This window comes from Streptomyces sp. CA-251247 (assembly GCF_050952975.1).
In the GTDB taxonomy this organism is placed as follows: domain Bacteria; phylum Actinomycetota; class Actinomycetes; order Streptomycetales; family Streptomycetaceae; genus Streptomyces; species Streptomyces achmelvichensis.
In genome coordinates this window covers 2,957,014-2,983,372 of the sequence record NZ_CP191861.1, presented here as the reverse complement: position 1 = coordinate 2,983,372, position 26,359 = coordinate 2,957,014, and the positions used below count along the sequence as shown (strand labels likewise).

The following is a 26,359-nucleotide window of genomic DNA, read 5'->3' as shown; positions in this document are numbered from 1 at the left end:
CGGTCAGCGTAGGCCGTCCAGCGGCAGGCCGACCCGCACCCTCCACCGGCCCTCGTGCGGACCGGCCGTGGCGTGGCCGCCGAGCAGCGCGGCGCGCTCCCGTATGCCCCGCAGCCCGCTGCCGCGGCCGCCCGCAGCGGCCGGTTCCGGCAAGGAGTTGCACACCTCCAGCTCCAGCCGGCCGGCGGCGACGTCGATCCGGACCCGCGTGGGCACCGGGCCCGCATGCCGCAGGACGTTGGTCAGCGCCTCCTGCACGATGCGGTACCCCTCGCGGGAGACCGGCCCGGAGACGAGCGTCAGCGGACCGCTCACCTCTGCCACCACCTCGGCGCCCGATGCGCGAGCCGACTCCAGCAGCCGGTCCGCGTCGGCCAGCGTCGGGCGGCTGCCCACCGGCTGCCCGGACTCGCGCAGCACCAGCAGGACCCGCTCCAGGTCCTCCAGCGCCGCCCGCCCGGTCTCCTCGATGGCACCGAGCGCGCGGTCCGTGAACTCCGCGTTCCCCGCCGCCCTGGCCGCGCCCGCCTGCACCACCGCCACCGTCAGCGCGTGCCCGATCGAGTCGTGCAGCTCGCCCGCGATGCGGTTGCGCTCCAGCAACTGCTCGGTCCGCTCCTCCAGGGCCGCCAGCCGCTCCGCCGCGGAGGGGCCGAGCAGCCGCCGGGCGATCGCCGTGATCAGTTCCCCGGCGCCCACCACGAAGGCCGCCAGTGCGGCGAGCGGCAGCGGCACCAGCAGCGCGTACCACCAGTGGCCGCCGGGAAGTTGGAGCATCAGGACCCGTGCCGGGCCGGGTCCGGCCGCCGCCGAGACCAGGTCCACGGCCGCCCCCAGCAGCTGCACCGTGACCAGACCGCAGAGCAGTCCCAGCCCGAGCCGGACCTCCAGCCACAGCGCGGTGCGCCCCCGGTCGGCCCAGGTGGCCGAGGAGGCGGCGGCGATGCCCGAGGACGCGTCCTTGTAGCCGTGCGGCGACAACAGCAGCCGCGCCTGGAGCCCTTCGGCGAGCCGTACCGCCGGAACGAGCCCCAGCAGCCCCAGCAGCACGACCGGGATGTACAGCCGGTGTTCGTCGACGAACAGGTACATGCCGAAGAAGACGGTGCCGATGAACAGATGCAGCCAGCGGGTGTAAGTGACCGGGCGGGCCAGCGGACGCAGGAGGCCGAGGAGCATCCCGCCATCGTGCCAGCGGCCCGGCCGGGGCGGCTCCCCCGTGCGGGGGAGCCCTTCCCCACTGGCGGGGGAGGCCCCGGCCCGGGGACGGCGGCCACGCTGGTCCCATGACCAGCATCGACGTCACCAACCTCACCAAGCGGTACGGGGCGACCCGGGCCGTGGACGGGCTCACGTTCGCCGTGCACCCCGGCCGGGTCACCGGCTTCCTCGGGCCGAACGGCGCCGGGAAGTCGAGCACCATGCGGCTGATCCTGGGCCTGGACCGCCCCACGTCCGGCACCGCCACCATCGGCGGACGGGCCTACGCCGCGATCGACGAACCGCTGCGCCACGTCGGCGCGCTGCTCGACGCCGGGGCAGCCCAGGCCTCCCGTACCGCCCGCGACCATCTGCGCATCCTCGCCGCGGCCGGGCGGATCGGACCCCGGCGCATCGACGAGGTGCTGGAGCAGTCCGGGATCGCCTCCGCCGCGAACCGCCGGATCAGGACGTTCTCGCTCGGCATGCGCCAGCGTCTCGGCATCGCCGCGGCCCTGCTCGGCGACCCGGCGGTCCTGATGCTGGACGAGCCGTCCAACGGCCTCGACCCCGAGGGCATCATCTGGATCCGCGAACTGATGCGACAACTGGCCGCGGAGGGCCGGGCCGTGCTCGTCTCCAGCCATCTGATGGGCGAGACGGCCTCGTTCGCCGACCACCTCGTGGTCCTCGGCCGGGGACGGCTGCTCGCCGACACCGGCATGCGGGACTTCATCGACACCTGGACCACCCCACGGGTACGGCTGCGCACCACCGACGACGAACGGCTGCGGAACGTGCTCACGGGCAAGGGCTTCACCCCCGTCGCCGGCGAGGACGGCACCTGGACGGTCGAGGGCGCACGGGTGACGGACATCGGCCCACTGGCCGCGCACGCAGGCATCCCGATCCTCGAACTCGCAGGAGAGGAAGCCACGTTGGAACAGGCCTATCTCGCCCTGACCGCGGACCGGACCGAGTTCGCCGCCACCCGCCCGGCCGCCCAGGAGGTACGACCGTGAACCTGAAGCCCTTCCTGCACGCCGAGTGGCTGAAGATCCGCTCGCTGCGGTCCCTGTGCGCCACGCTCGCCGCCGTCTTCGTGGCCACCGTCGCCTTCTCGGTCCTGGCGTGCGCCACCCTCGACCCGCAGGAGTCCGCGCGGCCCGACTTCGACCCGCTGCGTACGTCCTTCTTCGGGCTCGACTTCGGCCAGATCGCGGCCATCTGCTTCGGAGCCCTGGCCGTCGCGGGGGAGTACCGCAGCGGCGCGATCCGTGTCTCCCTGACCGCGGTGCCACGCAGAGGTCTGTTCTGGGTGTCGAAACTCGCGGTCGTCGGAGCGCTGTCGCTCGGGGTCGGCCTCCTCACCAGCCTGACGTGCTTCCTCGCCGGGCAGCCCTTCCTCGGCGACAGGGGCCTCACCCTCACGGACCCCGGCGCCCTGCGCGGAGTGATCGGCTGCGGGATCTTCCTGTGCCTCATCACCCTGTTCTCGGCGGGACTCGCGGCCGTGCTCCGCAGCGCGCCGGCGGTGATGGGCCTCCTCATCCCCTTCCTGCTGATGCTGTCCTTCGTCATCGGCGACCTCTCCGAGGACGGGGGCGCGGTGGAGTTCCTCCCCGACCGCGCGGGCCGGCAGATCCTGCTCCAGGACGCGACGGGGACGCTGGGCCCGTGGAGCGGTCTCGGCGTGCTGGCGCTGTGGGCGGGCGCGGCGCTGTGGGCGGGCGGCCGGTCCCTTGCCCGGCGGGACGCCTGAGAGGGACGGCGGGCCGGTCTCCCGTCCGGCGGGATGCGGGAGCGGGAGACGGCGCCCGGGCTCAGTGGACGATGGTGTAGCTCTGCCACGGGCGGGCGCCGGGCGCGATGATGTCCGACACGGTGGTGGGCAGATAGATGGTGTCCTCGCCCGTGCAGTCCTGGGTCGGGTAGAGCACGAGGTCCACCAGCGTGTTGTTGGTGACCGAGACGGCCCCCGGCGCGTCGAGCCGGTGACAGCCCGTCACCAGGGGGTTCGACACGGTCACATGCCGCTCGTCGGCGGTCTCGTAGGCGACGGTGCCCGCGGCGTTGCGGCCGAGGCCGGAACAGCCCGCGACGGCGACAACCAGGAACGCCGCCCCGGCGGCACCGGCGAGACGCCGGGAGTGGGTCACGGACATGGATGATCCTCGTCTGTGCGGGAAGTTCCTGCCGAGCCCACCCTGCCGCGTCCCCGCGATCCCGGCATCAGGTGAGGGTCTGGTCGGGGGACGGGCAGGGTGGGAGGGGGCGGCGACGGGCACCCACCGGATGGCGGTGGCAGGGCGGATACCCGGCCGCGCAGGACTCGGGGCCCGGCCGGCGGCGGGAGGCCCCCGCAGGACTGGGGGCCCGGCCGGCAGTCCCGTGCCGGCGCCGACCCCAGCGGCCCGCAGCGGCCCGCCCGCGCCCGGATCGGCGGCAGCCGTTCACCCGCAGTCCCCCCGGCCTCGATCCCCGCCCCCTACGCCCCGGCCCCCGCGACCGCCGGTTCCGCGGGCTGGGACCGGCCCGCCGGGCGGCGTTCGAAGGGACCCAGCTGGGCGACCACCTGGGCGTGGAACCGGTCCACCACGTCGTCGACGCTGCGGATGAATCCCGTTTCGGCACTGCCTCGCGTGACCCCCATGCCCTTGAACAGCGACAGCCGGAAGCCCGTCGCCCGGGTGCCGTCCTTCGGCAGCATGTCGGCCGGCTCCGGGCGCAGGCGCTCCAGCGTGCCGCGCGGCCCGTGGCCCCCCTCGACCAGGGTCTCCACATGCAGGTCCGCCGGTGCCTCGGCCAGCATGCGCAGCAGCCGTTTGGCCGAGGTGAGCGGATAGCTGCCCTCGGGCGCCATGACTTCCATGGAGGTCCGCAGCTTGCCGGTCCGCAGGTCGGCCACGATCGTGAGAACACCGGGTGTGCTGTCGATGCGCAGTTCGGCGGTCAGCCGGCCGTCCTCGCACAGCCCGTCGGCGAGCGCGGCGCGGCGCGTCTGCGGATCGACGCCCCGCTTCGCGCGCTGCACCGGCAGGACCTTCTGGCCGAGCTCGCCCCCGAGGCGCAGACAGACCTGGCGGATGAGCTGCTCCCAGCTCTCCACCACCTCGACGGCGCGCCGGTCGCCCTGGCAGAGGGTCTCCGTGTCGATGCCGTTGCGCACGGGCACCCAGGCGGGACCCATGTTCTGGAAGCCGTGGCAGCCGGAGTTCTCGTGCTGGAGGTAGGACAGCAGCTCCTGGAGGAGCCAGGCGTGTGCGGCGTTGCCGACACCTTCGTGCCGGATCAGCATCTGCGCCTGGTGCGCCACTTCGGCCCACGACAGATGCCAGAGGGCGACCTTGTGCTTGCGCCGTCCGTCGGTCTTGGCCGCCACCGGGGGACAGCCTTCGAGGGCGACGTCGTTGGACAGCGTGATCACGGCCTCGTAGCCCCGCCGTGCGGCGATGTCCATGTAGTCCTGGACCTGCTCGGGCCGCAGCGGGTTCCCGTTGGTCTTCGTCTCGACCAGACCCGTCCACAGCTTCCCCGCGCGCTCTACGCGGATCACCCCGTCGGGGCGCCTGGGAGTCTCCCCGTACGGCAGCGTGACCTCGGTGAACGTCTGCATGCGGCCGGCAGGCGCGCCGAAAGGCGCCGTCAGCCGCCGCCCGAACTCCGGCACTTCGGCCATCACCGAGAGCAGGACGGACGTCGCCCGCAGCTCGCGCTCCTTGTCGCTCTTGAGCGTCGGCGCGGGGAACAGCCGTGCCGGCCTCCACGCCTCGTTCTCCGCGAGGGACTTCTTCGCCACCCTGGGCAGCGTGACCTTCTTCTTGGCGGTCCGGGGACCACGGGTGCGCCTGGGCGTCGTCCCCGCGCCGGGCTCTTGCCCGCGTGTGTCCTGCGAGGGGAGCGTCACGCGCGGCTCGGCGGCCGCCGAGGGCGGTACCTGCGACGGCTGCTGCTCCACCACGGCCTGCACGGCCTCGGGGTCGCCCTCGGCGGCGTCCTCGTCGGCGCTGTCGTCGACGATGTCGATGCCGAAGTCCGTCGCGAGACCGGCCAGTCCGGACTCGTACCCCTGGCCGATCGCCCGGAACTTCCACTCCTCGCCCCGCCGGTACAGCTCGCCGAAGAGGAAGGCGCTCTCCACACCGGCGTCGTCGATGGAGAAACCGAGCAGCGTCTCGCCGCCGCGGTCGGCCACGGTCACCCGCAGGTCGTCCAGCTCACCGAAGCAGGCCCCGCCGTACTGGCTGGCCGCCACCACGATGCGCTCCACGTCCGGCGGCACCGCCGTCAGATCGAGGCTGATCCGGTCCTCGCTGCCGCCGTCGGTGGGCGCCTTGCCCAGCAACTGCACACTGCCGTCGGGTGCGGCGGGGTGGTTGTAGAAGAAGAAGTCCGTGTCGCCGCGTACCTTCCCGTCGCCGTTGAGCAGCATCACCGAGACGTCCGCGTCCCCGTCTCCGGTCGCGCTGCTCCAGCGCAGGCTCACGATCACCGATCCGGTGTCGTCACTCAGGTCCGCCAGGCCCACGTTCGAGCCCTTGGCCATCTCGCGCATGCTGTCCCCCCAGGACGTGCAGCTGTTTTCACGCAGGCGGAGCCGCCGGACGACGTCGATCTGTGACGTACGTCGCACTCCCTGCTACGTGATGAACCGTAGCGCCGAGGAGGGGTGTATGAGGAGGTGATGTGAAGACCGGAGTTCACCCGCAGTCCCCCCGGCCTCGATCCCCGCCCCCTACCGTGTCCCCCATGCGTCTGCGCCCCCTCCTCGCCTCCGTCACCGCCGCCGTGGCCGTCGCCGGTTGTCTTGCGGCCGCCGCGCCCGCCCTTGGCCGATCTGCCGACCGGCACTGTTCGCCGCGGGTCGGTATCGACAGCTACTCCGACGCCCTCGACAAGACCCGCTTCCAGGACTCCTTCGTCGGCAACTTCTCCGCCCTCGCCGTCGACCGTGACGGGCAGATCGCCGCGCTCTCCGACCGGTCCGAGCTGTTCCGGCTGCGGGGGGCGGGGCTGCGGCCGAGCGGGGTCGTGCGTCTCGCGGACGAGAGCGGCGCCGCGCTGGACTCCGAAGGGCTCGTCGTCGAGCGCGATGGCAGCCGGCTGGTCGCTTCCGAAGCCGAGCCCTCCGTACGCCGGTACAGCCCGGACGGGAAGATCCTCGGCCGGCTGCCCGTGCCGGACGCCCTGCGGGTCGCACCGGCCGGGCGTGGCACCCGGAACGCCACCTTCGAAGGGCTGACCCTGCACAGCGGCGGCCGGCGGCTCGTCGCCGCGATGGAGGGGGCGATCAGTGGCGACGCCGCCGGGATCGTCCGGCTCCAGAGCTGGCACCGGGACACCTCGCGGCACGACTTCCGGCTCGCCGCCCAGTACGGCTACCGCACCGACACCGCTCTCGGCGTCAGCGAGATCACGGCCACCGGCGACGGCCGGCTCCTCGTGCTGGAGCGGGGCTTCACCGCGGGCGTCGGCAACACCGTCCGGCTGTACCTCGCGGACACCGCCCGGGCCCGCGACGTGGGCGGCATCGAGAACCTCACCGGGCAGCCGGGCGTCCGCCTCGTGGCCAAGACGCTCCTCGCCGACCTCGCCGACTGCCCCTCCCTCGGAGCCCCCGCCAAACAGCCCCAGCCCAACCCGCTGCTCGACAACATCGAGGCCCTGGCCGTCACCGGGCACACCCGCGACGGGCGGCTGCGGCTGCTGCTGGCGAGCGACGACAACGAGAACGCCGCCCAGATCACCCGCTTCTACCGGCTGACCGTGCGGCTGCCCCGCAACTGACCTGCTCACCGTGCGATAACGGCGTACAACTTTTCGGCCCATCGTGAGTCAAGTGGTGCGGGGGCGCCGGGGAGGCGCCCCGCACAGGCATTCAGGGGACGGGGAAGCTTCATGACTCACCACCGAATATCCGGCCGTGCATCCGGCCGTCCGTCGCGTCGCGCGAGAGGCGCGGCCGGGGTCGTCGCCGTCGCGACACTCGTGCCGCTCGCCGCCGCCACGGCGCCCGCCGCGGCCGCGCCGCCGCAGGTCGCGTGCACCTCCCAGCAGGCCGGTCTCGCCGCCAAGCTGACCGCCGACATCACCGCCGCCCTCAAGGGCCGGAGGTCGACGACGGCCGTGCTGCTCAACGACCGCGTCACCAAGACCAGTTGCACCCTGCGGCCGGACCAGCAGTACGACTCGGCCAGTGTCGTCAAGGTGACCGTGCTCGCCGCCCTCCTCCAGGAGGTGCAGATCCAGAAGCGCGGCTTCACGAAGCGCGAGTTCACCCTCGCCGGCGACATGATCACCAAGTCGGACAACGCGGCCACCAGCGCCCTGTGGAAGCAGCTCGGTCTCACCAAGATCAAGCGCTTCCTCACCGCGGCCGGCATGACGAAGACCGTGCCGGGCGCCGACGGCTACTGGGGCCTCACCCAGATCAACGCCCGCGACGAGCAGAAGCTGCTCGGCATGCTGACCGCGAAGAACACCGTGATCAGCGACCCCAACCGGACCTACGCCCTCAAGCTGATGCAGAACGTCGTCGCCTCTCAGCGCTGGGGCACCCCCGCCGGGGCGCCCGCCACCGCCACCGTCCAGGTGAAGAACGGCTGGCTCGAGCGGGCCACGCACGGCTGGCGCGTGCACAGCATCGGCGCCTTCACGGGCCCCGGCCACAACTACCAGATCACCGTGCTCACCCACGACAACGCGACGATGAACGACGGGGTGAACACCATCCAGGCCGTCGCCCGCGCGATCCACAAGGACCTCAACCCGACAGCGCCCGCGCGCAGCGCGTTCGTACCGCCGGCCGTGCCGCACGAGGCCGTCCCGGCCACGCCGGAGCGCGCGGCCAAGGAAGCTATTCCGGCCCCCCGCTGACCGGCGGTTGCCGTATCCGTTCGTTGCAGCGGGATGAAATCCGCTGCTCGGCGCGTTGGTGCCTTCCGGTGGATCAATTTCAACGGGAGGCACGACGTGGCGGCGAATGAGGGGTGGGCCCGGCGCCTGGCCGGTTACGCCTGGCGGTACCGGCGCAATGTGCTGCTCGCGCTCGGTTCGTCCCTGGGCGGCATGGCCGTCATGGCGCTCGTCCCCCTGATCACCAAGATCGTCATCGACGACGTGATCGGGGACCACTCCCGCTCCCTCGCCGTCTGGACCGGCGTACTCATCGCCGCGGCCGTCGTCGTCTACGTCCTCACCTACATCCGCCGCTTCTACGGCGGACGCCTCGCCCTCGATGTCCAGCACGACCTGCGGACGGAGATGTACGCGACGATCACCCGGCTCGACGGGCGGCGTCAGGACGAGCTCTCCACCGGCCAGGTCGTCGGCCGGGCGACCAGCGACCTCCAGCTCATCCAGGGCCTGCTCTTCATGCTCCCGATGACCATCGGGAACATCCTGCTCTTCCTGATCTCCCTCGTGATCATGGCGTGGCTGTCGCTGCCCCTCACCCTGGTCGCCGTCGCCGTCGCCCCGGCCATCTGGTTCATCGCCAAGCGCAGCCGTGTCCGGCTCCACCCCGCCACCTGGTACGCACAGAGCCAGGCCGCCTCCGTCGCGGGCGTCGTGGACGGGGCGGTCTCCGGCGTACGCGTGGTCAAGGGCTTCGGCCAGGAGGACCAGGAGACCGGCAAGCTGCGCGAGGCCAGCCGCAAGCTGTTCGCCGGCCGGCTGCGCACCATCAGGCTGAACGCCCGCTACACCCCCGCGCTCCAGGCCGTCCCCGCCCTCGGGCAGGTCGCCATGCTGGCCCTCGGCGGCTGGCTGGCCACCCGCGGCCAGATCACGCTGGGCACCTTCGTCGCCTTCTCCGCCTATCTCGCCCAGCTCGTCGGCCCGGTCCGGATGCTCGCCGTGGTGCTGACCGTCGGCCAGCAGGCGCGCGCCGGTGTCGACCGCGTACTGGAGCTGATCGACACCGAGCCCACGCTGACCGAGGGCACCAAGGTGCTCCCGGCGGACGCCCCCGCCACCGTCGAGTTCGACGACGTGACCTTCGGCTACGACCGGGAGCGCCCGGTCCTCGACGGTTTCTCGCTGGAGATCCGTCCCGGGGAGACCGTCGCCGTCGTCGGGTCGTCCGGCAGCGGCAAGTCGACCGTGTCGCTGCTGCTGCCCCGCTTCTACGACGTGACGCACGGCGCGGTCCTCGTCGGCGGTCACGACGTCCGCGAGCTGACGTACGACTCGCTGCGGGCCGCGATCGGCATGGTGCCGGAGGACAGCTTCCTGTTCTCGGACACGGTCCGCGCCAACATCGCGTACGGAAAGCCCGGCGCGACGCAGGAGGAGATCGAGACCGCCGCCCGCGCCGCCCAGGCCGACGGCTTCATCGGCGAGCTGCCCCACGGCTACGACACCACCGTGGGCGAGCACGGTCTGACCCTCTCCGGCGGCCAGCGCCAGCGTGTCGCGCTCGCCCGGGCGATCCTCACCGACCCCCGGCTGCTGCTGCTCGACGACGCCACCTCCGCCGTGGACGCCCGCGTCGAGCACGAGATCCACGAGGCGCTGCGTTCCGTCATGACCGGACGCACTACCCTGCTGATAGCCCACCGCCGCTCCACCCTCCAGCTCGCCGACCGCATCGCGGTCCTGGACGGCGGACGGCTCGCGGACATCGGCACCCACGAGGAACTGACCAGGCGCTCGGCCCTGTACCGCCGGCTGCTGACCGACCCGGACGAGCTCGGCGGCGTATCGCCGGGGCACGCTCCCGCGCTGGCGGCCGATCCCGGCAGCGACAGCACCGTACGGGACGAGCTGGACGCGGAGTTCGACGCGGAGCGCGGCATCACACCCCGGCTGTGGGTGCGCGAGGAAGCCGTACAGGAGTCCGCCGCGCCGGGAGCCACCCCCGAGCTGCTCGCCCAGGTGGAGGCGCTGCCGCCGGCCGACGACACACCCGACGTCGACGAGGCACGCGCCGTCCGCGTCGAGCACACCGAGGGCGAGGGCCAGGGCCTGCGGCTGCTGCTGCGCGGCTTCGGGCTCCCGCTGCTCGTGAGCCTGCTGCTGGTGGCCGTCGACGCCGGCATGGGCCTGCTGCTTCCGGTCCTGATCCGGCACGGCATCGACCAGGGTGTGGAGCAGGTCGCACTGGGCGCGGTGTGGGCGGCCTCCGGCCTCGCGCTGGTGAGCGTGATCGTGCAGTGGACCGCGCAGATCGGCGAGACCCGGATGACGGGCCGCACCGGCGAGCGGGTCCTCTACTCCGTACGTCTGAAGATCTTCGCCCAGCTCCAGCGGCTGGGGCTCGACTACTACGAGCGCGAACTGACCGGCCGGATCATGACCCGGATGACGACGGACGTGGACGCCCTGTCGACGTTCCTCCAGACCGGTCTGGTCACCGCGTTCGTCTCGGTGGTCACCTTCTTCGGCATCATGGTCGCCCTGCTCGTCATCGACCTCCAGCTCGCGCTCGTCGTCTTCGCGACCCTGCCGGTGCTGATCGTCGGCACCTTCTTCTTCCGCCGCAAGAGCGTGCAGGCCTACGAGCTGGCGCGCGAGCGGATCAGCGTCGTCAACGCCGACCTCCAGGAGTCCGTGTCCGGGCTGCGGATCGTGCAGGCGTTCCGCCGTGAGCGCTCCGGCAACGACCGCTTCGTGGCCCGCAGCGAGCACTACCGCGAGGCCCGCGTCCGCGGCCAGTGGCTGATCTCGGTGTACTTCCCCTTCGTCCAGCTGCTGTCCTCGGTGGCCGCCGCGGCCGTACTGATCGTCGGCGGGCACCGGGTCGACGCGGGCACGCTGAGCACCGGCGCCCTGGTCGCCTACCTCCTCTACATCGACCTCTTCTTCGCCCCCGTCCAGCAGCTGTCGCAGGTCTTCGACGGCTACCAGCAGGCCTCGGTGTCGCTCCGGCGCATCCAGGAACTGCTGGACGAACCGACGTCGACGGCGAGCGCGAAGAAGCCCGTGGACGTCGCGTCGCTGCGCGGCGAGATCGCCTTCGAGGGCGTCGACTTCCGTTACGGCGACGAGGAGGAGGCCCTCGCGGGCATCGATCTGCGCATCCCGGCGGGCCAGACGGTCGCCTTCGTCGGCGAGACCGGCGCGGGCAAGTCCACGCTGGTCAAGCTGGTCGCGCGGTTCTACGACCCGACGAGTGGACGGGTGACCGCCGACGGACAGGATCTGCGCGAGCTCGACCTCACCGCCTACCGGCACCGGCTCGGCGTCGTGCCCCAGGAGGCGTACCTCTTCGAGGGCACGGTCCGCGACGCCGTCGCCTACGGACGCCCCGGTGCGAGTGACGCCGAGGTGGAGGCCGCCGCCCGCGCGGTCGGCGCGCACGACATGATCGCCACCCTGGACGGCGGCTATCTGCACGAGGTCTCCGAGCGCGGCCGCAATCTCTCCGCGGGCCAGCGCCAGCTGATCGCCCTGGCCAGGGCCGAGCTGGTCGACCCCGATGTGCTGCTTCTCGACGAGGCGACGGCCGCGCTGGACCTGGCCACCGAGGCCCAGGTCAACCAGGCCACCGACCGGCTGACCGGCCGCCGCACCACCCTGGTCGTCGCACACCGGCTGACGACCGCCGCGCGCGCCGACCGCGTCGTGGTGATGGACGGCGGCAGGGTGGTCGAGGACGGAACCCACGACGAGCTCCTGGCTCTGGAGGGCCGTTACACCATGCTGTGGCGGACCTTCATAGGAGAGGACGAACCGGCCGCGGTGTGACCATGTCGTGGGGTCGGCAACCGTTCCGCCCCCTGCTGCGTCGTACGCATGTACGGGGATGTGACGAGGGGGCGCAAAGGTGTTCGGTGGGACGGAGACGAAAAGGCCGGTGAGGAGACTGCTGGCGCAGTTCCTCGCGGTGCTGATGGCCGTGGGGGCGCTGTCCCTCGCCGGGCCCGGTACGCAGAGCGCGGAGGCCGTCGCCTCGGGCTGCTCGGGACGGGCGCAGAAGACCGTGCGGTTCCCGGGCGGCGAACTGCGCGTCTACAAGAACCGGAACTACGCCTGCGCGATGACGGTCGCGAGCAACCCCGGAGCCCGGCGGGCGATGTCCGTCTCGCTCCAGGCCCGCGGCGGCCGCGCCGCCGTCGACCGCGGCACCTTCACCCGCCAGGCGGGACCCGTCACCGTGCACGCGCTCAACCGCTGCGTCCGGGCCACCGGCGCCATCGCCGGGGTCTCCCGCTCCACCGGCTGGATCCTGTGCTGACCGGCCGTCGCCCCGTATCCCCGTCCGCCCCCTGACCTGCCGTCGGTTACCCGGCAGTCAACTGGGGGTGGCCAGCCGGGCATTGCCCCCGCTAGGTTCACCGCGTCACAGGTGAACCAAGGGGAGGGTGAATGAGCAAGGCGCTCAGATGGCTGCTGTCGCTCGTGGTGCTCATAGGCACGATGAGCGCGGCCGGCACGACGGCGGGTGCGGCTACCGCCGCGGAGCCTGTGCCCGGCACGGACATCAAGGACCGGATCCTCGCGATTCCGGGCATGAGTCTCATCGAGGAGAAGCCGTACACCGGGTACCGGTTCTTCGTCCTCAACTACACACAGCCGGTCGACCACCGGCACCCGGGCAAGGGGACCTTCAAGCAGCGGATCACCCTGCTGCACAAGGACACCAACCGGCCCACGGTCATGTTCACCTCCGGCTACAACGTGAACACCACACCGCGCCGCAGTGAGCCGACGGCCATCATCGACGGCAACCAGGTCTCCGTGGAGTACCGCTTCTTCACGCCGTCCCGTCCCGAACCGGCCGACTGGTCGAAGCTGGACATCTGGCAGGCCGCCAGCGACCAGCACCGCCTCTTCACCGCGCTGAAGAAGGTGTACGCCAAGAAGTGGCTCACCACCGGCGGCTCCAAGGGCGGCATGACGGCGACGTACTACGAGCGCTTCTACCCGCGCGACATGGACGGCGTCGTCGCCTACGTGGCCCCCAACGACGTGCGGAACGACGAGGACTCGGCCTACGACCGCTTCCTCGCGGGCGTCGGCACCGCCGAATGCCGCACCAAGCTCAACAACGTGCAGCGTGAGGCGCTGATCCGCCGCGAGCAGCTGGCGGCGATCTACACCCAGTACGCCGCCGACAACGGCTACACCTTCACGACGGTCGGCTCGCAGGACAAGGCCTTCGAGGCCGTCGTCCTCGACTACACCTGGGCGTTCTGGCAGTACAGCCTGCTGGCGGACTGCGCCGCGATCCCGGTCGCCAAGACCGCGACGGACCAGCAGATCTGGGACAGCATCGACGCGATCTCCGGGTTCTCGTTCTACACGGACCAGGGCCTCGCGCCGTACACGCCGTACTACTACCAGGCCGGCACCGAGCTGGGCTCGCCCGACATCAAGCAGCCGCACCTCAAGGGCCTGAGCCGGTACGGCTACCAGCCGCCGCGGAACTTCGTGCCGCGCGACATCCCGATGCGCTTCAAGCCGTTCGTCATGGACGACGTCGACCACTGGGTGCGCAACAACGCCCAGCGGATGATGTTCGTCTACGGTCAGAACGACCCGTGGGGCGCCGAGAAGTTCCGGGTGGGCAAGGGTGCCCGTGACAGCTATGTCTACGTCGCTCCGGGCGCCAACCACGGTGCCGGCGTGGGCGCTCTGGTCGCCGACCAGAAGGCCGCTGCCACCGCCTCCATCCTGAAGTGGGCGGGCGTGGCCCCGGCCACCGTCCAGCAGGACGAGGCCAAGGCGAAGCGCCTGACGCCGTACGACGCGAAGCTCGACAAGCGTGACATCGAGCGGGAGCCGTCTCTGCGGCCGTGACGCCGCCGCGTGGGCTGTGCCCGCCGTGTCACTCACACACGGCGGGCGCAGCCCACCGCCATGTCCCCGCCCAGATGCACGTACAGGGCCGTCGACTTCGGGCACTGCGCCTTCTCGGCGCGAGCGGATGCGACCGTGAACTCGGGCCGGTGGTCGCCCGATCCGTCGCAGGCCGTCTCCTTCACCTGTCCCTCGGCCGCGGTGTAGACGCAGTCGCCCACCAGGGTGTGCGGACCGCCGCCCCCGCCCGGGTCGCCCGGGTGCGGCGGCAGGAGATTGCGCATACAGGCGTAGCCCTGCCCCACATCGCCGTCGCCGTCCTCGTCGGCCGACGAGTGTCCCTCGGAGATGTGCAGGACGAAGTCGGTGGGCGCGGGGCAGGCCGGCCCGGTCGAGGACCGGCCGCCGTACCGCGCGAGGACCCGGGCCGCCGCCCGCTCACTGGCGCACGGCACCTCGCCGAAGTCCCGGGCGCGCGAGGCACAGTCGCCCCGCCCCAGGAAGACCGCTCCGTAGCCCGGTGAGGGGGACGCGGCGGCCGAACCGGACGGTGTCCCTGCCGCGGCCGGCCCGCCCGCTGTCTGCAGACAGCCGGCCGTCAGGGCGACCAGCACGAGTACCAGGGCGCTCACCGCGCCCGCGGACCGCCGAATTCCTGCCATACGGACCCCCCGGGCATCCGGCCGTACGGCCGGTGCGTCCAGGGTGGCCCGCCGAAGCGGGCCACGCCAGCCGCGCGGAAGGCCGCAGGACGATTGTCGGTGGTGCGCCGGTGGCAGTGGCCGGAAGAGATACGTCAGTCGTACGACAAACCGTGCCCCACGGGGTACAGCACCTGGCCCGTGTCGTCCGCCCGCGGCACGGGTACGGGCAGCCGGCCCTCGGGGTCGGCGCGGCCGGCGACGACCCGCGCCGCCGCCCGTAGTTCGACATCGGTCCAGCAGTACGTGGCGAGCGCCGCCGGCACACCGCCGAGGTGGGCGATGTCGTACGGGTTGCGGATGGCCAGTGCGACCACCGGCACGCCGGTCGCCACCAGCCGGGTCACCAGCGTGCGCTGGGTACTGGTGGCGGTGACGTTGTAGGTGGCGACGACGATCGCGTCCTTGCCGCTCGCCGCCGCCACTGCCTCGTCGATCTTCGCCGCGGCCGGCGCCGTACCGGTGGACAGGGCGGTGGCGGTGAAGCCCAGTTCGGTGAAGGCCTTCGCCAGCACCGCGGTCGGTGGCCCGGTCGTCCCGGTCGGGGAGGCCGGATCCGCGCCGACGACGAGCAGCCGGGGCTCGCGGCGGCGGCTGAGCGGCAGCAGCCCGCGCTCGTTGACGAGCAGGGTCGTCGTGCCGTCGGCGATCCGGTCCGCGGCGGCCAGATGGGCGCGCGTGCCGACCTTGCGCTCCACGCGCCCCTCCGAGACGAACGGCCGGCGCAGCAGCCCCAGACGCTCCTTGAGACGGAGGATCCGCAGGATCGATTCATCGAGGCGTTCGACGGTCAGCTCGCCGCTCGTGACGGCCTTCAGTACCGCGTTCCAGGCGACGGCCAGGTCCGGCGGGTTGAGCAACTGGTCCACGCCCGCCTTCAGCGCGAGCACCGGCACCCGGTGGTCCCCGTACTTGTCGCGCACGCCCTGCATGTTGAGCGCGTCGGTCACCACCACCCCGTCGTAGCCGAGTTCCTCGCGCAGGATGCCGGTGAGGATGGGACGGGAGAGGGTGGCGGGGTCGTTGCTCGGGTCCAGGGCGGGGAACTGGATGTGCGCCGTCATGATCGAGTCGATCCCGGCGTCGATGGCCGCGCGGAACGGCGGGGCGTCGATCTCCTCCCACTCCTGGCGGGTGTGGGTGATGACCGGGATACCGGTGTGGCTGTCGACGGTCGTGTCACCGTGGCCGGGGAAGTGCTTCGCCGTCGCGGCCACGCCGGCGCCGCGGTAGCCGCGGACCTGGGCGGCGACCATCCGGGCGACGGCGTCGGGGTCGGAGCCGAAGGAGCGAACCCCGATGACGGGGTTGGCGGGGTTCACGTTGACGTCCGCGACGGGCGCGTAGTTCTGGAGGATTCCCATGGCGGCCAGTTCGGCCCCGGCGATCTCCGCCGCGCTGCGGGCGTCCGACCGCGAGCCGCCGGCTCCCAGGGCCATCGCTCCGGGCAGCAGGGTGGCGGGCCTGCCCACCCGGGCGACGATGCCGTGCTCCTGGTCCGTGGAGATCAGCAGTGGCAGGGGAGTGGGCTGCTCCAATCCCGCGCGCTGGATGCCGTTGGACAGCCCGGCGATCTGGCGGGGATCGCGGGTGTTGTGCGCCCAGGCGAAGTAGATGATGCCGCCGACGTGGTACTTGGCGATCAGCTCGGCGGCCGTGCGAACGCCCATCTCCTTGAGGTTCAGGTCGATGTCGGCCTGGTCGGGCGCGGTCGCGGAGTGCCCGTACACCCGCATGACGAAGAGCTGGCCGACCTTCTCCTCGATGCTCATCCGGGAGATCAGCCGTTTCAGCCGGTCTCGGTGGTCATGGGACACGGCTCCGGCGGCGTACGCGGGGACCGTGGCGGCACTCGCCGCCACGGCGGTGGCGGCGGTCGCGCTGAGAAGAGTGCGTCTGGAGAGGCTCCGGTCGTGCATGGGTGCTCCTTCCGGCCTTGCTCGACAAGGGAGTTGAAGGAAACTTCCAAAGCACACGGATAGCCCGAAAATTACTGCCAGGTCAAGGGTGCGGCAAGGAAAAGGGCGCGCGCCGCGCGAAAGGTCACCGGTACGGAGGCCGCCACCGGCGCTTCGGGAGGGGCGCACCGGTGGCGGCGGGGCCGCCGGCCGCAGACGGCGGGAGGGGGAGGGACCGACGCTCGCGGGTGGTGCAGCGAGGGCCGACACCGCACTGCGGGTCGCATCCAGCGGAGCGGCGGGTTAGACGGAAATGCGGGAGGGCGGGTTGCCTCGCCGGCCGGAACTGGTGCAGGTGGGGGAGATGAGGTTCCTGTGGCTCCGGACCCTCGATCCGCCGCCCCCGAGAGGCCGGGACCGCGCCGCTCTTGCCCCCACGGCCATCCGGGCCTAGCGTTGACTCAGTCAAGGAAAAAGCTGGGAGCCCTCTCATGCCGATCCAGGAGATCCGCGCGTTCAACCGCTTCTACACCAACCTCATCGGCGCGCTCGACTACAGCAAGCACCTCTACACGCCGTACACCCTCACCGAGTCCCGCGTCCTCTACGAGCTCGCCCACAGCCCCCGGACCGACGCCGCCGACCTGCGCGCCGAGCTGTCCCTCGACGCCGGGTACCTGAGCCGGCTCCTCGCCAAGTTCGAGCGGGACGGCCTCGTGGCGCGCGCGCCGTCCGAGAGGGACCCGCGGCGGCAGCGCATCACCCTCACCGCCCAGGGCCGCGAAGCCGCCGCCCTGCTCGACGAGCGCTCGCGCGAGGCCGTGGGGACGCTGCTCGGCGGGGTCACCGCTCAGGACCGGACCCGGCTGGTCGCGTCGATGCGGACCGTGCGCGAGATCCTCGCGCCCGGCCGGCCCGCCCACCGCGAGGGCCCGGCGCTGCGCGACCCGCGACCCGGCGACCTCGGCTGGATCGTCCAGCGGCACGGCGCCCTGTACGCGGGGGAGTACGGGTGGAACGCCGACTTCGAGGGCCTCGTCGCCCGTATCGTCGCCGACTTCGCCCAGGACCACGATCCCCATCTGGAACGGGTGTGGATCGCCGAGCTGGACGGACGTCCGGTGGGCTCGGTGATGTGCGTACGGGACGACGCCCCCGCCGCCGCGCGGCTGCGGCTGCTCCTGGTGGAACCCGAGGCGCGCGGGCACGGGCTCGGCGACACACTCGTGCGCTCGGTGGTGGATTTCGCCCGCGAAGTGGGGTACCGGGAACTGGTGCTGTGGACCAACGACGTACTGACCGGAGCCCGCCGGATCTACCAGCGGGCCGGGTTCACCCTCGTCGCCGAGAAACCGCACCGCTCGTACGGAGTGGATCTGGTCGGCCAGGACTGGCGGCTGCCCCTGCAGGAAGGAACGGTCAAGTGAAGTTCGCCTTCTCGACGCTCGGAGTGCCGGGCATGCCCATCCGGGACGTGGTCCAGCTGGCCGCCGACACCGGGTACCAGGGGGTGGAGCTGCGGGCCGACCCCGAGGAGCCGGTGCACGCGGGGATCGGGGCTGCCGAACGGGCCGCTGTCGCCGACGAGTTCTCCCGGGCCGGTGTCGAGATCCTCGCGGTCTGCGGGTACACCGGCCTCGCGGCACCCGGCGAGGACGCGGCCGTGATCCAGGAGGTCGAGGACCTGCTGCGGCTCGCCAAGGACGTCGGCGCGCCGCATGTGCGCGTCTTCCCCGGCGGGGAGGGCCAGGACCCGGCGAAGGCGGAGGCCGTCGCCGCCCGCCGGCTCGGGGCGGCCGCCGAGACCGCGGCCGGGCTCGGCGTACGGATTCTGGTCGAGACCCACGACTCCCACCGGACCGGCGCCGGAGTCTCCCGCATCCTCGGACCGGTCGGCCACCTGTACGCGGGCGCGATCTGGGACGTGGTGCACCCCTGGCTGGAGGGCGAGGAACCGGCGGTCGCCCATGCCGCGCTCTCCCCGTTCCTCGGCTACGTCCAGGTCAAGGACGTGGCCTCGGCCGACGACCTCGCGCCGCTGCCGCTCGGCACCGGTGTGCTGCCGCTCGCCGAGTGCCTGGCCCAGCTCACCGACGAGACGTGGCTGAGCTGGGAGTACGAGAAGCGCTGGCATCCGGAGGCAGCGGACCTGCCGGCACTGCTGGCGCCGGGACGGATGCATCTGGAGCAGCTGCTCGCGACAGCGAGGTGAGCGCGACACCACCGACGAGGAGCACCGCGGCGCCCCAGCGCAGCGGGCTCACCGACTCGTCCAGGAGCAGCGCGGCGGACGTCATGCCGAAGACGGGCACGAGCAGCGAGAAGGGTGCGACGGCGGAGGCGGGGTAGCGGCGCAGCAGGAACCCCCAGGCCCCGAAGCCGAAGACCGTCGCGCCCCAGGCCACGTAGACGATGGTCCCGGCGCCGCTCCAGTCGAGGGACCGCAGGGCGTGCAGATCCGCCGAGGGCCCCTCGAAGAGCAACGAGAGCGCGAGGAGCGGCAGTACGGGGACCACGGACACCCAGACCATGAAGTTCAGGGCGTCCGGCGGGGACGCCTTGCGGGTCAGCACATTGGACACACCCCAGCAGGCGGCGGCCGCGACGACGAGGGCAAAGCCGAGCAGCGGCCCCGACGTCCCTTCGTCGACGGCGGCGAGAGCGATGCCGCCCAGCGCCACGGCCATGCCCAGGACCCGGGCCCTGCCCGGCCGTTCGGCGAGCACGACCGCGGCGAGGACGGCCGTGAACACCGCCTGGATCTGGAGCACGAGCGACGACAGCCCGGCCGGCATGCCCCGGTCCATGCCGATGAACAGCAGCCCGAACTTCGCTACCCCAAGGGCCAGTCCGACGCCGATCAGCCACTTCCAGGCGACCTTGGGGCGGCCCACGAAGAAGACGGCGGGCAGCGCGGCCACCAGGAAGCGCAGCGCGGAGAACAGCAGCGGCGGGAAGTGCCCGAGGCCGAGTTCGATGACGACGAAGTTGACTCCCCAGACCGCGGCGACGGTCACGGCGAGTGCCATGTGTACGGGACGCATGGATCGAGGATCACGGGCCCGGACCATGTAGCACCAGCGCGGGTTTCTTCATGGTGGAATTGAGCGTTGCTTACGAATGGGGGTGGGTCGTGCTCGATCTGGGACGCCTGCGGGCGCTGCACGCGGTCGCGGTGCACGGTTCGGTGGCCGCCGCGGCGACCGCGCTCGGGTACACCCCGTCCGCGGTGTCGCAGCAGATCACCAAGCTGGAGCGGGAGACGCGGACGACGCTGCTGGAGCGGCGGGGACGGGGCGTGGCGCTCACCGACGAGGCGAAGCACCTCGCCGGGACGGCCGAGGAACTGCTGGCGATCGTGGAACGCGCGGAGACCACCCTGGAGGAACGCCGGGGGCAGCCGACGGGTCGCCTCACGATCGCCGCGTTCCCGTCCGCCGCACGCGGACTGATGCCGGGTGTCCTCGCCGAACTGGCCCGGCTGCACCCCACCCTCGACGCGCGCCTCACCGAGGTCGACCCGCATCTGTCCGTCGACCTCGTGGCCCGCGGGATGACCGACCTCGCGGTCGCCCACGACTGGGACATCGCCCCACTGCCCGCGCCGGACGGCGTCGAACAGGCACACCTGGGCGACGACCTGTGCGATCTGCTGGTGCCGGAGGGGCACCCGCTGGCGTCCCTGGTCTCGGTACGGCGCGAGGACCTGGCCGGTCAGCGCTGGATCTGCCAGCCGCCGGGCACGGTCTGCCACGACTGGCTGATACGGACGCTCCGGGCGACGGGAAGCGAGCCGGACCTCGTCCACCAGGCGGAGGAGAACCACACCCAACTCGCGCTGGTGGCAGCGGGGCTGGGGATCGCGGTGATGCCGCGACTGGGGCGGGGAGCGCTGCCGGAGGGGGTACGGGAGGTGCCACTGACGCCGGTGCCGAGGCGGAGGCTGTACGCGCTGTGGCGGGAGGGGGCGGCGAGACGCCCGTCGATCGCGGCGACGGTGGCGGCGCTGCGGTCGGCGGTTGCCTGAGGTGCTTGTTGTGCGGGGTTCTTGTGCTGCGGGTGCTTGTGGTGCGGGTCTTTGTGGTGCGGCTGCGCTTGGTCTGGTGGGTGGGTGCGGGGGCCGGGTTCTCCGGAGGGGGGTGTCCGGACTGCTTTCTCACCGCGCTTCGCGCGAGTTGCTGAAGCTTTGACGTCCGGACACCCCCCTCCTGCGCCCCCGTCCCCCTCCCGCCTGTCAGCGATCCCCCGACCGTTCGGGACGAGGCCCAGTGGACCGGTCACGATGGCGGCGGATACGGGTCCGGCGGGAGCGAGGGCTCGGGTTCAGGGACGGGGACGTGCAGGGGTCGTGTCCGGGACGTCAAAGCGCCCGCAACTCGCGCGAAGCGCGGTGAGGACCGCAGTCCCGGACATGACCCCGGAACGGCACCGGGACAGCAACCGAACCAGGGGCTGAGCCACAACCACCCGCGGCCGCGCCACAAGGGCCCGGGCCGAACAACCGGCTGAGCCACAAGCACCCGAGCCACAAGGGTCCGCACCGAACAAGCGGCCCAGCCACAAGGGCCCGCACCGAACAAAGGGCTGGAGCACAAGCACCCGAGGCCGAGCCACAAGGGCCCGGGCCGAACAAGGGCTCGAGCCACAAGAACACGCGCTCAGCCACACGCGGTTGAGCCGCAAGGGTCAAGACTTCGGTCGCCCCGTCGACTCCCTCGCCATCAGCTCCGCTCCGATCGTCGCGATACCCCCCGGCGGCGCCGCCTCCCGCCCCATCGCCAGCCGCCCCGCCCGCGCCCCCGCCTCGTACAGCGGCAGTCGTACCGTCGTCAGCGCCGGCACCGCGTCCACCGAGAACGGCAGGTCGTCGAAGCCGGCGACCGAGATGTCCTCGGGGATGCGCAGGCCCTGGTCGCGCAGGGCCGCGCACGCGCCCAGCGCCACGGTGTCGTTCGCGGCGACGATCGCCGTCAGGGCCGGGTCGCGCCGCAGGAGTTCGAGGGTCGCGTCGTAGCCGGACTGGCGCGCGTACGGGCCGTGCACGGTGAGCCGGTCCTGGTCCTCGGTTATGCCCGCCGCGGCCAGCGCCGCGCGGTGGCCCTCGAGCCGGTGACGGGTGGTGGTGCGTTCCGTCGGCCCGGCGACGTATCCGATGCGGCGGTGGCCGAGGGACAGCAGGTGTTCCGTCAGCCGCCGCCCGCCGCCGCGGTTGTCGAAGGCGAGCGCGGCCACGATCGACTCGCTGCCCGGCAGGGGCGGCCGCCCGCACAGCACGACCCGGGTCCCCGCGTCCGCGAGTTTCGCCAGCTTCGAGGACATGGCCGCGATGTGCGCGGGGTCCTCCAGTGCGCCGCCGGTGAGGACGACGGCCGCCGCCCGCTGCCGCTGGAGCAGGGTGAGGTAGGTGAGCTCGCGGTCCGGTGAGCCGTTGGTGTTGCAGACGACGGCGAGTTTCTCGCCGCCCGCTCGCCCGGTGCCTTCCTGTCCGCCGATCTCCGTCTGCGCGGCGCCGGCCATGATCCCGAAGAAGGGGTCGGCGATGTCGTTGACGAGGATGCCGACGAGGTCGGAGGTGGCGGCGGCGAGTGAGCTGGCGGGCCCGTTCAGGACGTAGTCGAGTTCGTCGACGGCGCGGAGGACCCGCTCCCGCGTCGACGCCGCGACGGGGTAGTTGCCGTTGAGCACACGCGACACGGTGGCCGGGGACACCCGAGCGCGCGCCGCGACGTCCGACAGGGTGACTGTCATCGCTTTCCTCCGCGGGAGATGGAACAGAGCCCTTGTCCGGGTCACTGTCGGCAGGCTAGCGTCATACCGCGTAGAAAGCGCTTGCTACTGCGGTATCGAGGCAACAAGGCCATAAAGAGGGAACCGTCCGGGGATCGAGGGACATGGAGGCATCTTCGTGACACGCAGGACAGTGCGGATCGCCATGAACGGCGTGACCGGACGGATGGGATACCGCCAGCATCTGGTGCGTTCCCTGCTCGCCATCCGCGAACAGGGCGGTCTCGATCTGGGGGAGGGCGAGACGCTGTGGCCGGAGCCCGTTCTCGTCGGGCGACGTGAGCACGCGCTGCGCGACATCGCCGAACAGCACGGACTGGAGCACTGGACGACCGACCTGGGCGCCGTGCTGGCCGACGACAGCGTGGACATCTACTTCGACGCGCAGGTCACCTCCGCCCGCGTCCCCGCCATCAAGCAGGCCATCGCGGCGGGCAAGCACATCTACACCGAGAAGCCGACCGCCACCGACCTCGCCGGCGCCCTGGAGCTGGCCCGTCTGGCCGACACCGCCGGCATCCGGCACGGCGTCGTCCAGGACAAGATCTTCCTGCCGGGTCTGCTGAAGCTGAAGCGCCTCGTGGAGGGCGGCTTCTTCGGCGAGATCCTGTCCGTACGGGGAGAGTTCGGCTACTGGGTCTTCGAGGGCGACTGGCAGGAGGCCCAGCGCCCTTCGTGGAACTACCGCTCCGAGGACGGCGGCGGCATCGCCGTCGACATGTTCCCGCACTGGGAGTACGTGCTGCACGGTCTCTTCGGCCGGGTCACCAGCGTGAGCGCGCAGGTCTCCACGCACATCCCGCAGCGCTGGGACGAGCGCGGCAAGCCGTACGAGGCGACCGCGGACGACGCGGCGTACGCGATCTTCCAGCTGGAGGGCGGGGCCGTCGCCCAGATCAACTCCTCCTGGGCGGTGCGGGTCATGCGCGACGAGCTCGTGGAGTTCCAGGTCGACGGCACCCATGGCTCGGCGGTCGCGGGGCTGCGCCGGTGCCGCGTCCAGCACCGCTCCGCCACCCCGAAGCCGGTGTGGAACCCCGATCTGCCGGCCACCGAACCCTTCCGCGACCAGTGGCAGGAGATCCCGGACAACACGGAGTTCGAGAACGGGTTCAAGGCGCAGTGGGAACTCTTCCTGCGCCATGTGGCGCTCGGCGAGCCCTACCACTGGGATCTGCTCGCCGGGGCGCGCGGAGTGCAGCTCGCCGAGCTCGCTCTCAGGTCGTCGGCCGAGGGCCGTCGCTTCGAGGTCCCGGAGCTGACCCTGTGACGATCCGGCTCCCGGGCGCCGACGGCCGGTTGCGCGCCTACACCCCGCGGACCGAACCCGCGGACTTCTCCGTCACGGCGGGAGCGGGTGGAGCCCCGCCCGCATCCCGTACGGTCTTCTCCGCGGCGCACGTCGTCGCCGACCCGTACGCCGACACCGGCCCGGATTCACCCGCCGCCGTCGACTGGGACGCCACCCTCGCCTTCCGCCGCCATCTGTGGTCGCACGGCCTGGGCGTCGCCGAGGCCATGGACACCGCCCAGCGCGGGATGGGCCTGGACTGGGCGGGCGCGGCGGAGCTGATCCGGCGCTCGGCCGCCGAGGCACGGGCGGTGGGCGGCCGGATCGCCTGCGGCGCGGGGACCGACCAGCTGACCGGACCGGCGGACCTCGCGGCGGTGCGGGCGGCGTACGAGGAACAGCTCGCCCTCGTCGAGTCCACCGGCGCGGGCGCGATCCTGATGGCGTCCCGTGCGCTGTCCGCGGCGGCGACCTCGGCGGACGACTACCTCACCGTGTACGGACACCTGCTGCGCCAGGCCTCCGAGCCGGTGATCCTGCACTGGCTCGGGCCGATGTTCGACCCGGCGCTGGAGGGCTACTGGGGAAGCGCCGACCTCGACACCGCCACGGAGACCTTCCTGGACGTCGTCGCGGCCCACCCCGACAAGGTGGACGGCATCAAGGTGTCGCTGCTGGACGCGCGCCGGGAGGTGGAGCTGCGCCGACGTCTGCCGCAGGGTGTGCGCTGCTACACGGGCGACGACTTCCACTACCCGGAGCTGATCGCCGGGGACGAACGCGGCTTCAGCCATGCGCTGCTCGGCATCTTCGACCCGCTGGGACCGCTGGCGGCGGAGGCGGTACGCGTGCTGGACACCGGGGACACGGAGGGCTTCCGCAAGCTCATCGACCCGACGGTCGACCTCTCCCGGCATCTCTTCGAGGCGCCCACGCGCTTCTACAAGACCGGTGTGGTGTTCCTGGCATGGCTCGCCGGGCACCAGTCGCACTTCACGATGGTCGGCGGCCTCCAGTCGGCGCGCTCGCTGCCCCATCTCGCGCGGGCCTATGAACTGGCCGACGGACTCGGTCTGTTCCCCGACCCGGTCCTGGCCGAGCGTCGCATGCAGTCCCTGCTCGATGTGTACGGAGTCAGCGCATGACCGGTCCGAGCCGCTTCAGCATCAACCAGAAGACCGTGAAGCAGCTGTCCCTGCCCGAACTGACCAAGGCCTGCCTGCGGCTGGGCGTTCCCGGGGTCGGCCTGTGGCGCGAGCCCGTCCGGGCGTACGGCGTCGCGGCGACGGCCGCGCTCGTCCGCGACGCCGGTCTCGCGGTCACCAGCCTGTGCCGCGGCGGCTTCTTCACCGCGATCGACCCCGCCGAGCGGGCACGTGCGCTCGACGACAACCGCGCGGCGATCGACGAGGCCGCGGCCCTGGGCACGGACACCCTGGTCCTCGTCTCCGGCGGACTGCCGCCGGGCAGCAGCGACTTGGCCGGAGCCCGTGAGCGGATCGCGGACGCGCTGTCGGTCCTCGCGCCGTACGCGGGGGAGCGTGGCGTACGGCTGGCGATCGAACCGCTGCACCCGATGTACGCGGCGGACCGCTGTGTCGTCTCCACCCTGACCCAGGCCCTCGCGCTCGCCGGACGGTTCCCGTCGTCGCAGGTGGGCGTGGTGGTGGACACGTACCACATCTGGTGGGACGACACGGCCCCGGACGCGGTCGCGAGGGCGGGCGCCGAAGGCCGCATCCACGCCTTCCAACTGGCCGACTGGACAACACCGTTGCCCGCCGGTGTGCTCAACGGCCGGGGGCAGATCGGCGACGGGTCGATCGACATGCGCGCATGGCGCAGCCGGGTGGACGCGGCGGGCTACAGCGGCCCGATCGAGGTCGAGCTGTTCAACGAGGAGTTGTGGGCGCGCGACGGTGAGGAGGTGCTGGCGGAGACTGCGCGCCGCTTCACCGAGCACGTGCTCTGACCGCCACCCGGAAGCCCGCCGAGAAACTTCGGCTGCCATGACATAGATGCCAGGGCCGGACGCCGTCTGACAGATGTAGGCGTATCCGGATCGCGTTCGATCACCTGGAGGAAGCATGAGCAGAAGGCGGCTTGCCATCGCGGGAGCGGTGGCGCTGGTTCTGGCGGCGGGCGGCGGGACGGCCATCGCGGTCGACCGGGCGGCATCCCCCGCGGCCCCGGCGACGGCGCAGAACGGGCCGTCGCCGGCCGCCGCTGCGGCGCAGCCCCGGGCGAAGTCCCCGTCCGCGACCGGGCCGCGCGTCGTACGTCCGTACCAGCCCGTCGACATCGGCCGCGGCGCGAAGATGGGGCTCCTGCCCGAGGGCCGGCAGAACTACGTGGTCAGCTACGACGACTTCGCGGCCGATGTCGAGGAGGCCAGGAAGTACCCCGGCAGCAGCATCCGCCCAGGCAGCCTCAGCGGCGGCATCGGCACCGAGGGCGACGACATCCTCTTCACCGGCGCCTACCGTACGGACACGGTGCCCGCGCGCACGACCGTGCGCATCGGCAAGGGCCCGGAGACCGAGGCCGCGATGCTGCGGCTGCCGGGCAGGCCCGGCTGGGGCACGTACTACCTCGACCGGCCCGGCGCCGGACCGTGGCGGGAGCCCGTCACGGTCACCGCGTACGACGGAGCCGGCGCGGTACTGGCGACCCTGACCTTCGGCCCCAAGTAGGACCGGTGCCGCGCCGCCGGGCCCGTACAGGGGTCGGGCGCGCCG

The 26,359-nt window shown here is 72.2% G+C and carries 20 protein-coding genes and 1 pseudogene; 14 read left to right on the top strand and 7 right to left on the bottom strand.

Going from position 1 to position 26,359, the window contains the following annotated elements:
* Positions 1–3: 3 nt before the first annotated feature.
* Complete coding sequence (locus ACQPWZ_RS13000) at positions 4–1,179, bottom strand: sensor histidine kinase (protein ID WP_433571401.1); 1,176 nt, start codon at positions 1,177–1,179, stop codon at positions 4–6.
* A 107-nt stretch (positions 1,180–1,286) separates the two neighbouring features.
* Between ACQPWZ_RS13000 and ACQPWZ_RS12995 the strand changes: the two genes are divergently transcribed.
* Positions 1,287–2,222: an ABC transporter ATP-binding protein gene (locus tag ACQPWZ_RS12995; protein ID WP_433571400.1), complete on the top strand. Its 936-nt coding sequence runs from the start codon at positions 1,287–1,289 to the stop codon at positions 2,220–2,222.
* Positions 2,219–2,962 carry an ABC transporter permease gene (locus tag ACQPWZ_RS12990; RefSeq protein ID WP_433571399.1) on the top strand — a complete coding sequence of 248 codons (744 nt, stop codon included), beginning with the start codon at positions 2,219–2,221 and terminating at the stop codon, positions 2,960–2,962. Before ACQPWZ_RS12995 ends, ACQPWZ_RS12990 begins: the two co-directional genes overlap by 4 nt.
* 61 nt (positions 2,963–3,023) lie before the next feature.
* On the opposite strand, the gene ACQPWZ_RS12985 is transcribed toward ACQPWZ_RS12990, so the two are convergent.
* On the bottom strand, positions 3,024–3,365 hold the full coding sequence (locus ACQPWZ_RS12985; RefSeq protein ID WP_356701946.1) for a hypothetical protein: 342 nt from the start codon (positions 3,363–3,365) through the stop codon (positions 3,024–3,026).
* Positions 3,366–3,688: 323 nt separating this feature from the next.
* On the bottom strand, positions 3,689–5,755 hold the full coding sequence (locus ACQPWZ_RS12980; protein ID WP_433571398.1) for a TerD family protein: 2,067 nt from the start codon (positions 5,753–5,755) through the stop codon (positions 3,689–3,691).
* Positions 5,756–5,949: 194 nt separating this feature from the next.
* Here ACQPWZ_RS12980 and ACQPWZ_RS12975 point away from each other — a divergent pair, with 194 nt between their 5' ends.
* The 5 genes from ACQPWZ_RS12975 (at position 5,950) to ACQPWZ_RS12955 (ending at position 13,944) form a co-directional block, all read left to right on the top strand.
* Positions 5,950–6,987, top strand: coding sequence for an esterase-like activity of phytase family protein (locus ACQPWZ_RS12975; RefSeq protein WP_433571397.1), 1,038 nt, complete (start codon positions 5,950–5,952; stop codon positions 6,985–6,987).
* A gap of 111 nt (positions 6,988–7,098) precedes the next feature.
* Positions 7,099–8,076 carry a serine hydrolase gene (locus ACQPWZ_RS12970; RefSeq protein WP_433571396.1) on the top strand — a complete coding sequence of 326 codons (978 nt, stop codon included), beginning with the start codon at positions 7,099–7,101 and terminating at the stop codon, positions 8,074–8,076.
* 96 nt (positions 8,077–8,172) lie between these two features.
* On the top strand, positions 8,173–11,889 hold the full coding sequence (locus tag ACQPWZ_RS12965) for an ABC transporter ATP-binding protein (protein WP_433571395.1): 3,717 nt from the start codon (positions 8,173–8,175) through the stop codon (positions 11,887–11,889).
* Between the two features lie 109 nt (positions 11,890–11,998).
* Complete coding sequence (locus tag ACQPWZ_RS12960) at positions 11,999–12,379, top strand: hypothetical protein (RefSeq protein WP_413777772.1); 381 nt, start codon at positions 11,999–12,001, stop codon at positions 12,377–12,379.
* A 131-nt stretch (positions 12,380–12,510) separates the two neighbouring features.
* Positions 12,511–13,944 (top strand): S28 family serine protease, encoded by a 1,434-nt coding sequence (locus tag ACQPWZ_RS12955; RefSeq protein WP_433571394.1) that lies wholly within the window; start codon positions 12,511–12,513, stop codon positions 13,942–13,944.
* Between the two features lie 32 nt (positions 13,945–13,976).
* On the opposite strand, the gene ACQPWZ_RS12950 is transcribed toward ACQPWZ_RS12955, so the two are convergent.
* Entirely contained in the window at positions 13,977–14,606 is a 630-nt protein-coding gene (locus ACQPWZ_RS12950; RefSeq protein WP_356701934.1) for a hypothetical protein, read from the bottom strand.
* A 134-nt stretch (positions 14,607–14,740) separates the two neighbouring features.
* Positions 14,741–16,564, bottom strand: coding sequence for a glycoside hydrolase family 3 protein (locus ACQPWZ_RS12945; RefSeq protein ID WP_433571393.1), 1,824 nt, complete (start codon positions 16,562–16,564; stop codon positions 14,741–14,743).
* A gap of 470 nt (positions 16,565–17,034) precedes the next feature.
* Between ACQPWZ_RS12945 and ACQPWZ_RS12940 the strand changes: the two genes are divergently transcribed.
* Both ACQPWZ_RS12940 and ACQPWZ_RS12935 read left to right on the top strand, forming a co-directional pair.
* Positions 17,035–17,970: a bifunctional helix-turn-helix transcriptional regulator/GNAT family N-acetyltransferase gene (locus ACQPWZ_RS12940; protein WP_433571392.1), complete on the top strand. Its 936-nt coding sequence runs from the start codon at positions 17,035–17,037 to the stop codon at positions 17,968–17,970.
* Positions 17,967–18,740 (top strand): annotated as a pseudogene (locus ACQPWZ_RS12935) (sugar phosphate isomerase/epimerase family protein); the annotation flags it as partial. The gene ACQPWZ_RS12940 and the pseudogene ACQPWZ_RS12935, both read left to right, overlap by 4 nt.
* Here the strand turns inward: ACQPWZ_RS12935 and ACQPWZ_RS12930 are convergent.
* Positions 18,631–19,587: an EamA family transporter gene (locus ACQPWZ_RS12930; protein WP_433571391.1), complete on the bottom strand. Its 957-nt coding sequence runs from the start codon at positions 19,585–19,587 to the stop codon at positions 18,631–18,633. The pseudogene ACQPWZ_RS12935 and the gene ACQPWZ_RS12930 overlap by 110 nt on opposite strands.
* 89 nt (positions 19,588–19,676) lie before the next feature.
* Between ACQPWZ_RS12930 and ACQPWZ_RS12925 the strand changes: the two genes are divergently transcribed.
* Positions 19,677–20,570 (top strand): LysR family transcriptional regulator, encoded by an 894-nt coding sequence (locus tag ACQPWZ_RS12925; RefSeq protein ID WP_340473191.1) that lies wholly within the window; start codon positions 19,677–19,679, stop codon positions 20,568–20,570.
* Positions 20,571–21,229: 659 nt separating this feature from the next.
* On the opposite strand, the gene ACQPWZ_RS12920 is transcribed toward ACQPWZ_RS12925, so the two are convergent.
* A complete protein-coding gene (locus ACQPWZ_RS12920) occupies positions 21,230–22,291 on the bottom strand; it encodes a LacI family DNA-binding transcriptional regulator (protein WP_340473190.1) in 1,062 nt (353 codons plus the stop codon).
* A 157-nt stretch (positions 22,292–22,448) separates the two neighbouring features.
* Between ACQPWZ_RS12920 and ACQPWZ_RS12915 the strand changes: the two genes are divergently transcribed.
* From ACQPWZ_RS12915 to ACQPWZ_RS12900, 4 genes are all read left to right on the top strand, one after another.
* Positions 22,449–23,600 (top strand): Gfo/Idh/MocA family protein, encoded by a 1,152-nt coding sequence (locus ACQPWZ_RS12915; RefSeq protein ID WP_433571390.1) that lies wholly within the window; start codon positions 22,449–22,451, stop codon positions 23,598–23,600.
* Entirely contained in the window at positions 23,597–24,766 is a 1,170-nt protein-coding gene (locus tag ACQPWZ_RS12910) for a dihydrodipicolinate synthase family protein (RefSeq protein ID WP_433571389.1), read from the top strand. Before ACQPWZ_RS12915 ends, ACQPWZ_RS12910 begins: the two co-directional genes overlap by 4 nt.
* Entirely contained in the window at positions 24,763–25,593 is an 831-nt protein-coding gene (locus ACQPWZ_RS12905; RefSeq protein ID WP_433571388.1) for a sugar phosphate isomerase/epimerase family protein, read from the top strand. The genes ACQPWZ_RS12910 and ACQPWZ_RS12905 overlap by 4 nt, the downstream gene beginning before the upstream one ends.
* Before the next feature lie 115 nt (positions 25,594–25,708).
* Positions 25,709–26,314 carry a hypothetical protein gene (locus ACQPWZ_RS12900; protein WP_433571387.1) on the top strand — a complete coding sequence of 202 codons (606 nt, stop codon included), beginning with the start codon at positions 25,709–25,711 and terminating at the stop codon, positions 26,312–26,314.
* The last annotated feature ends 45 nt before the right edge of the window (positions 26,315–26,359 follow it).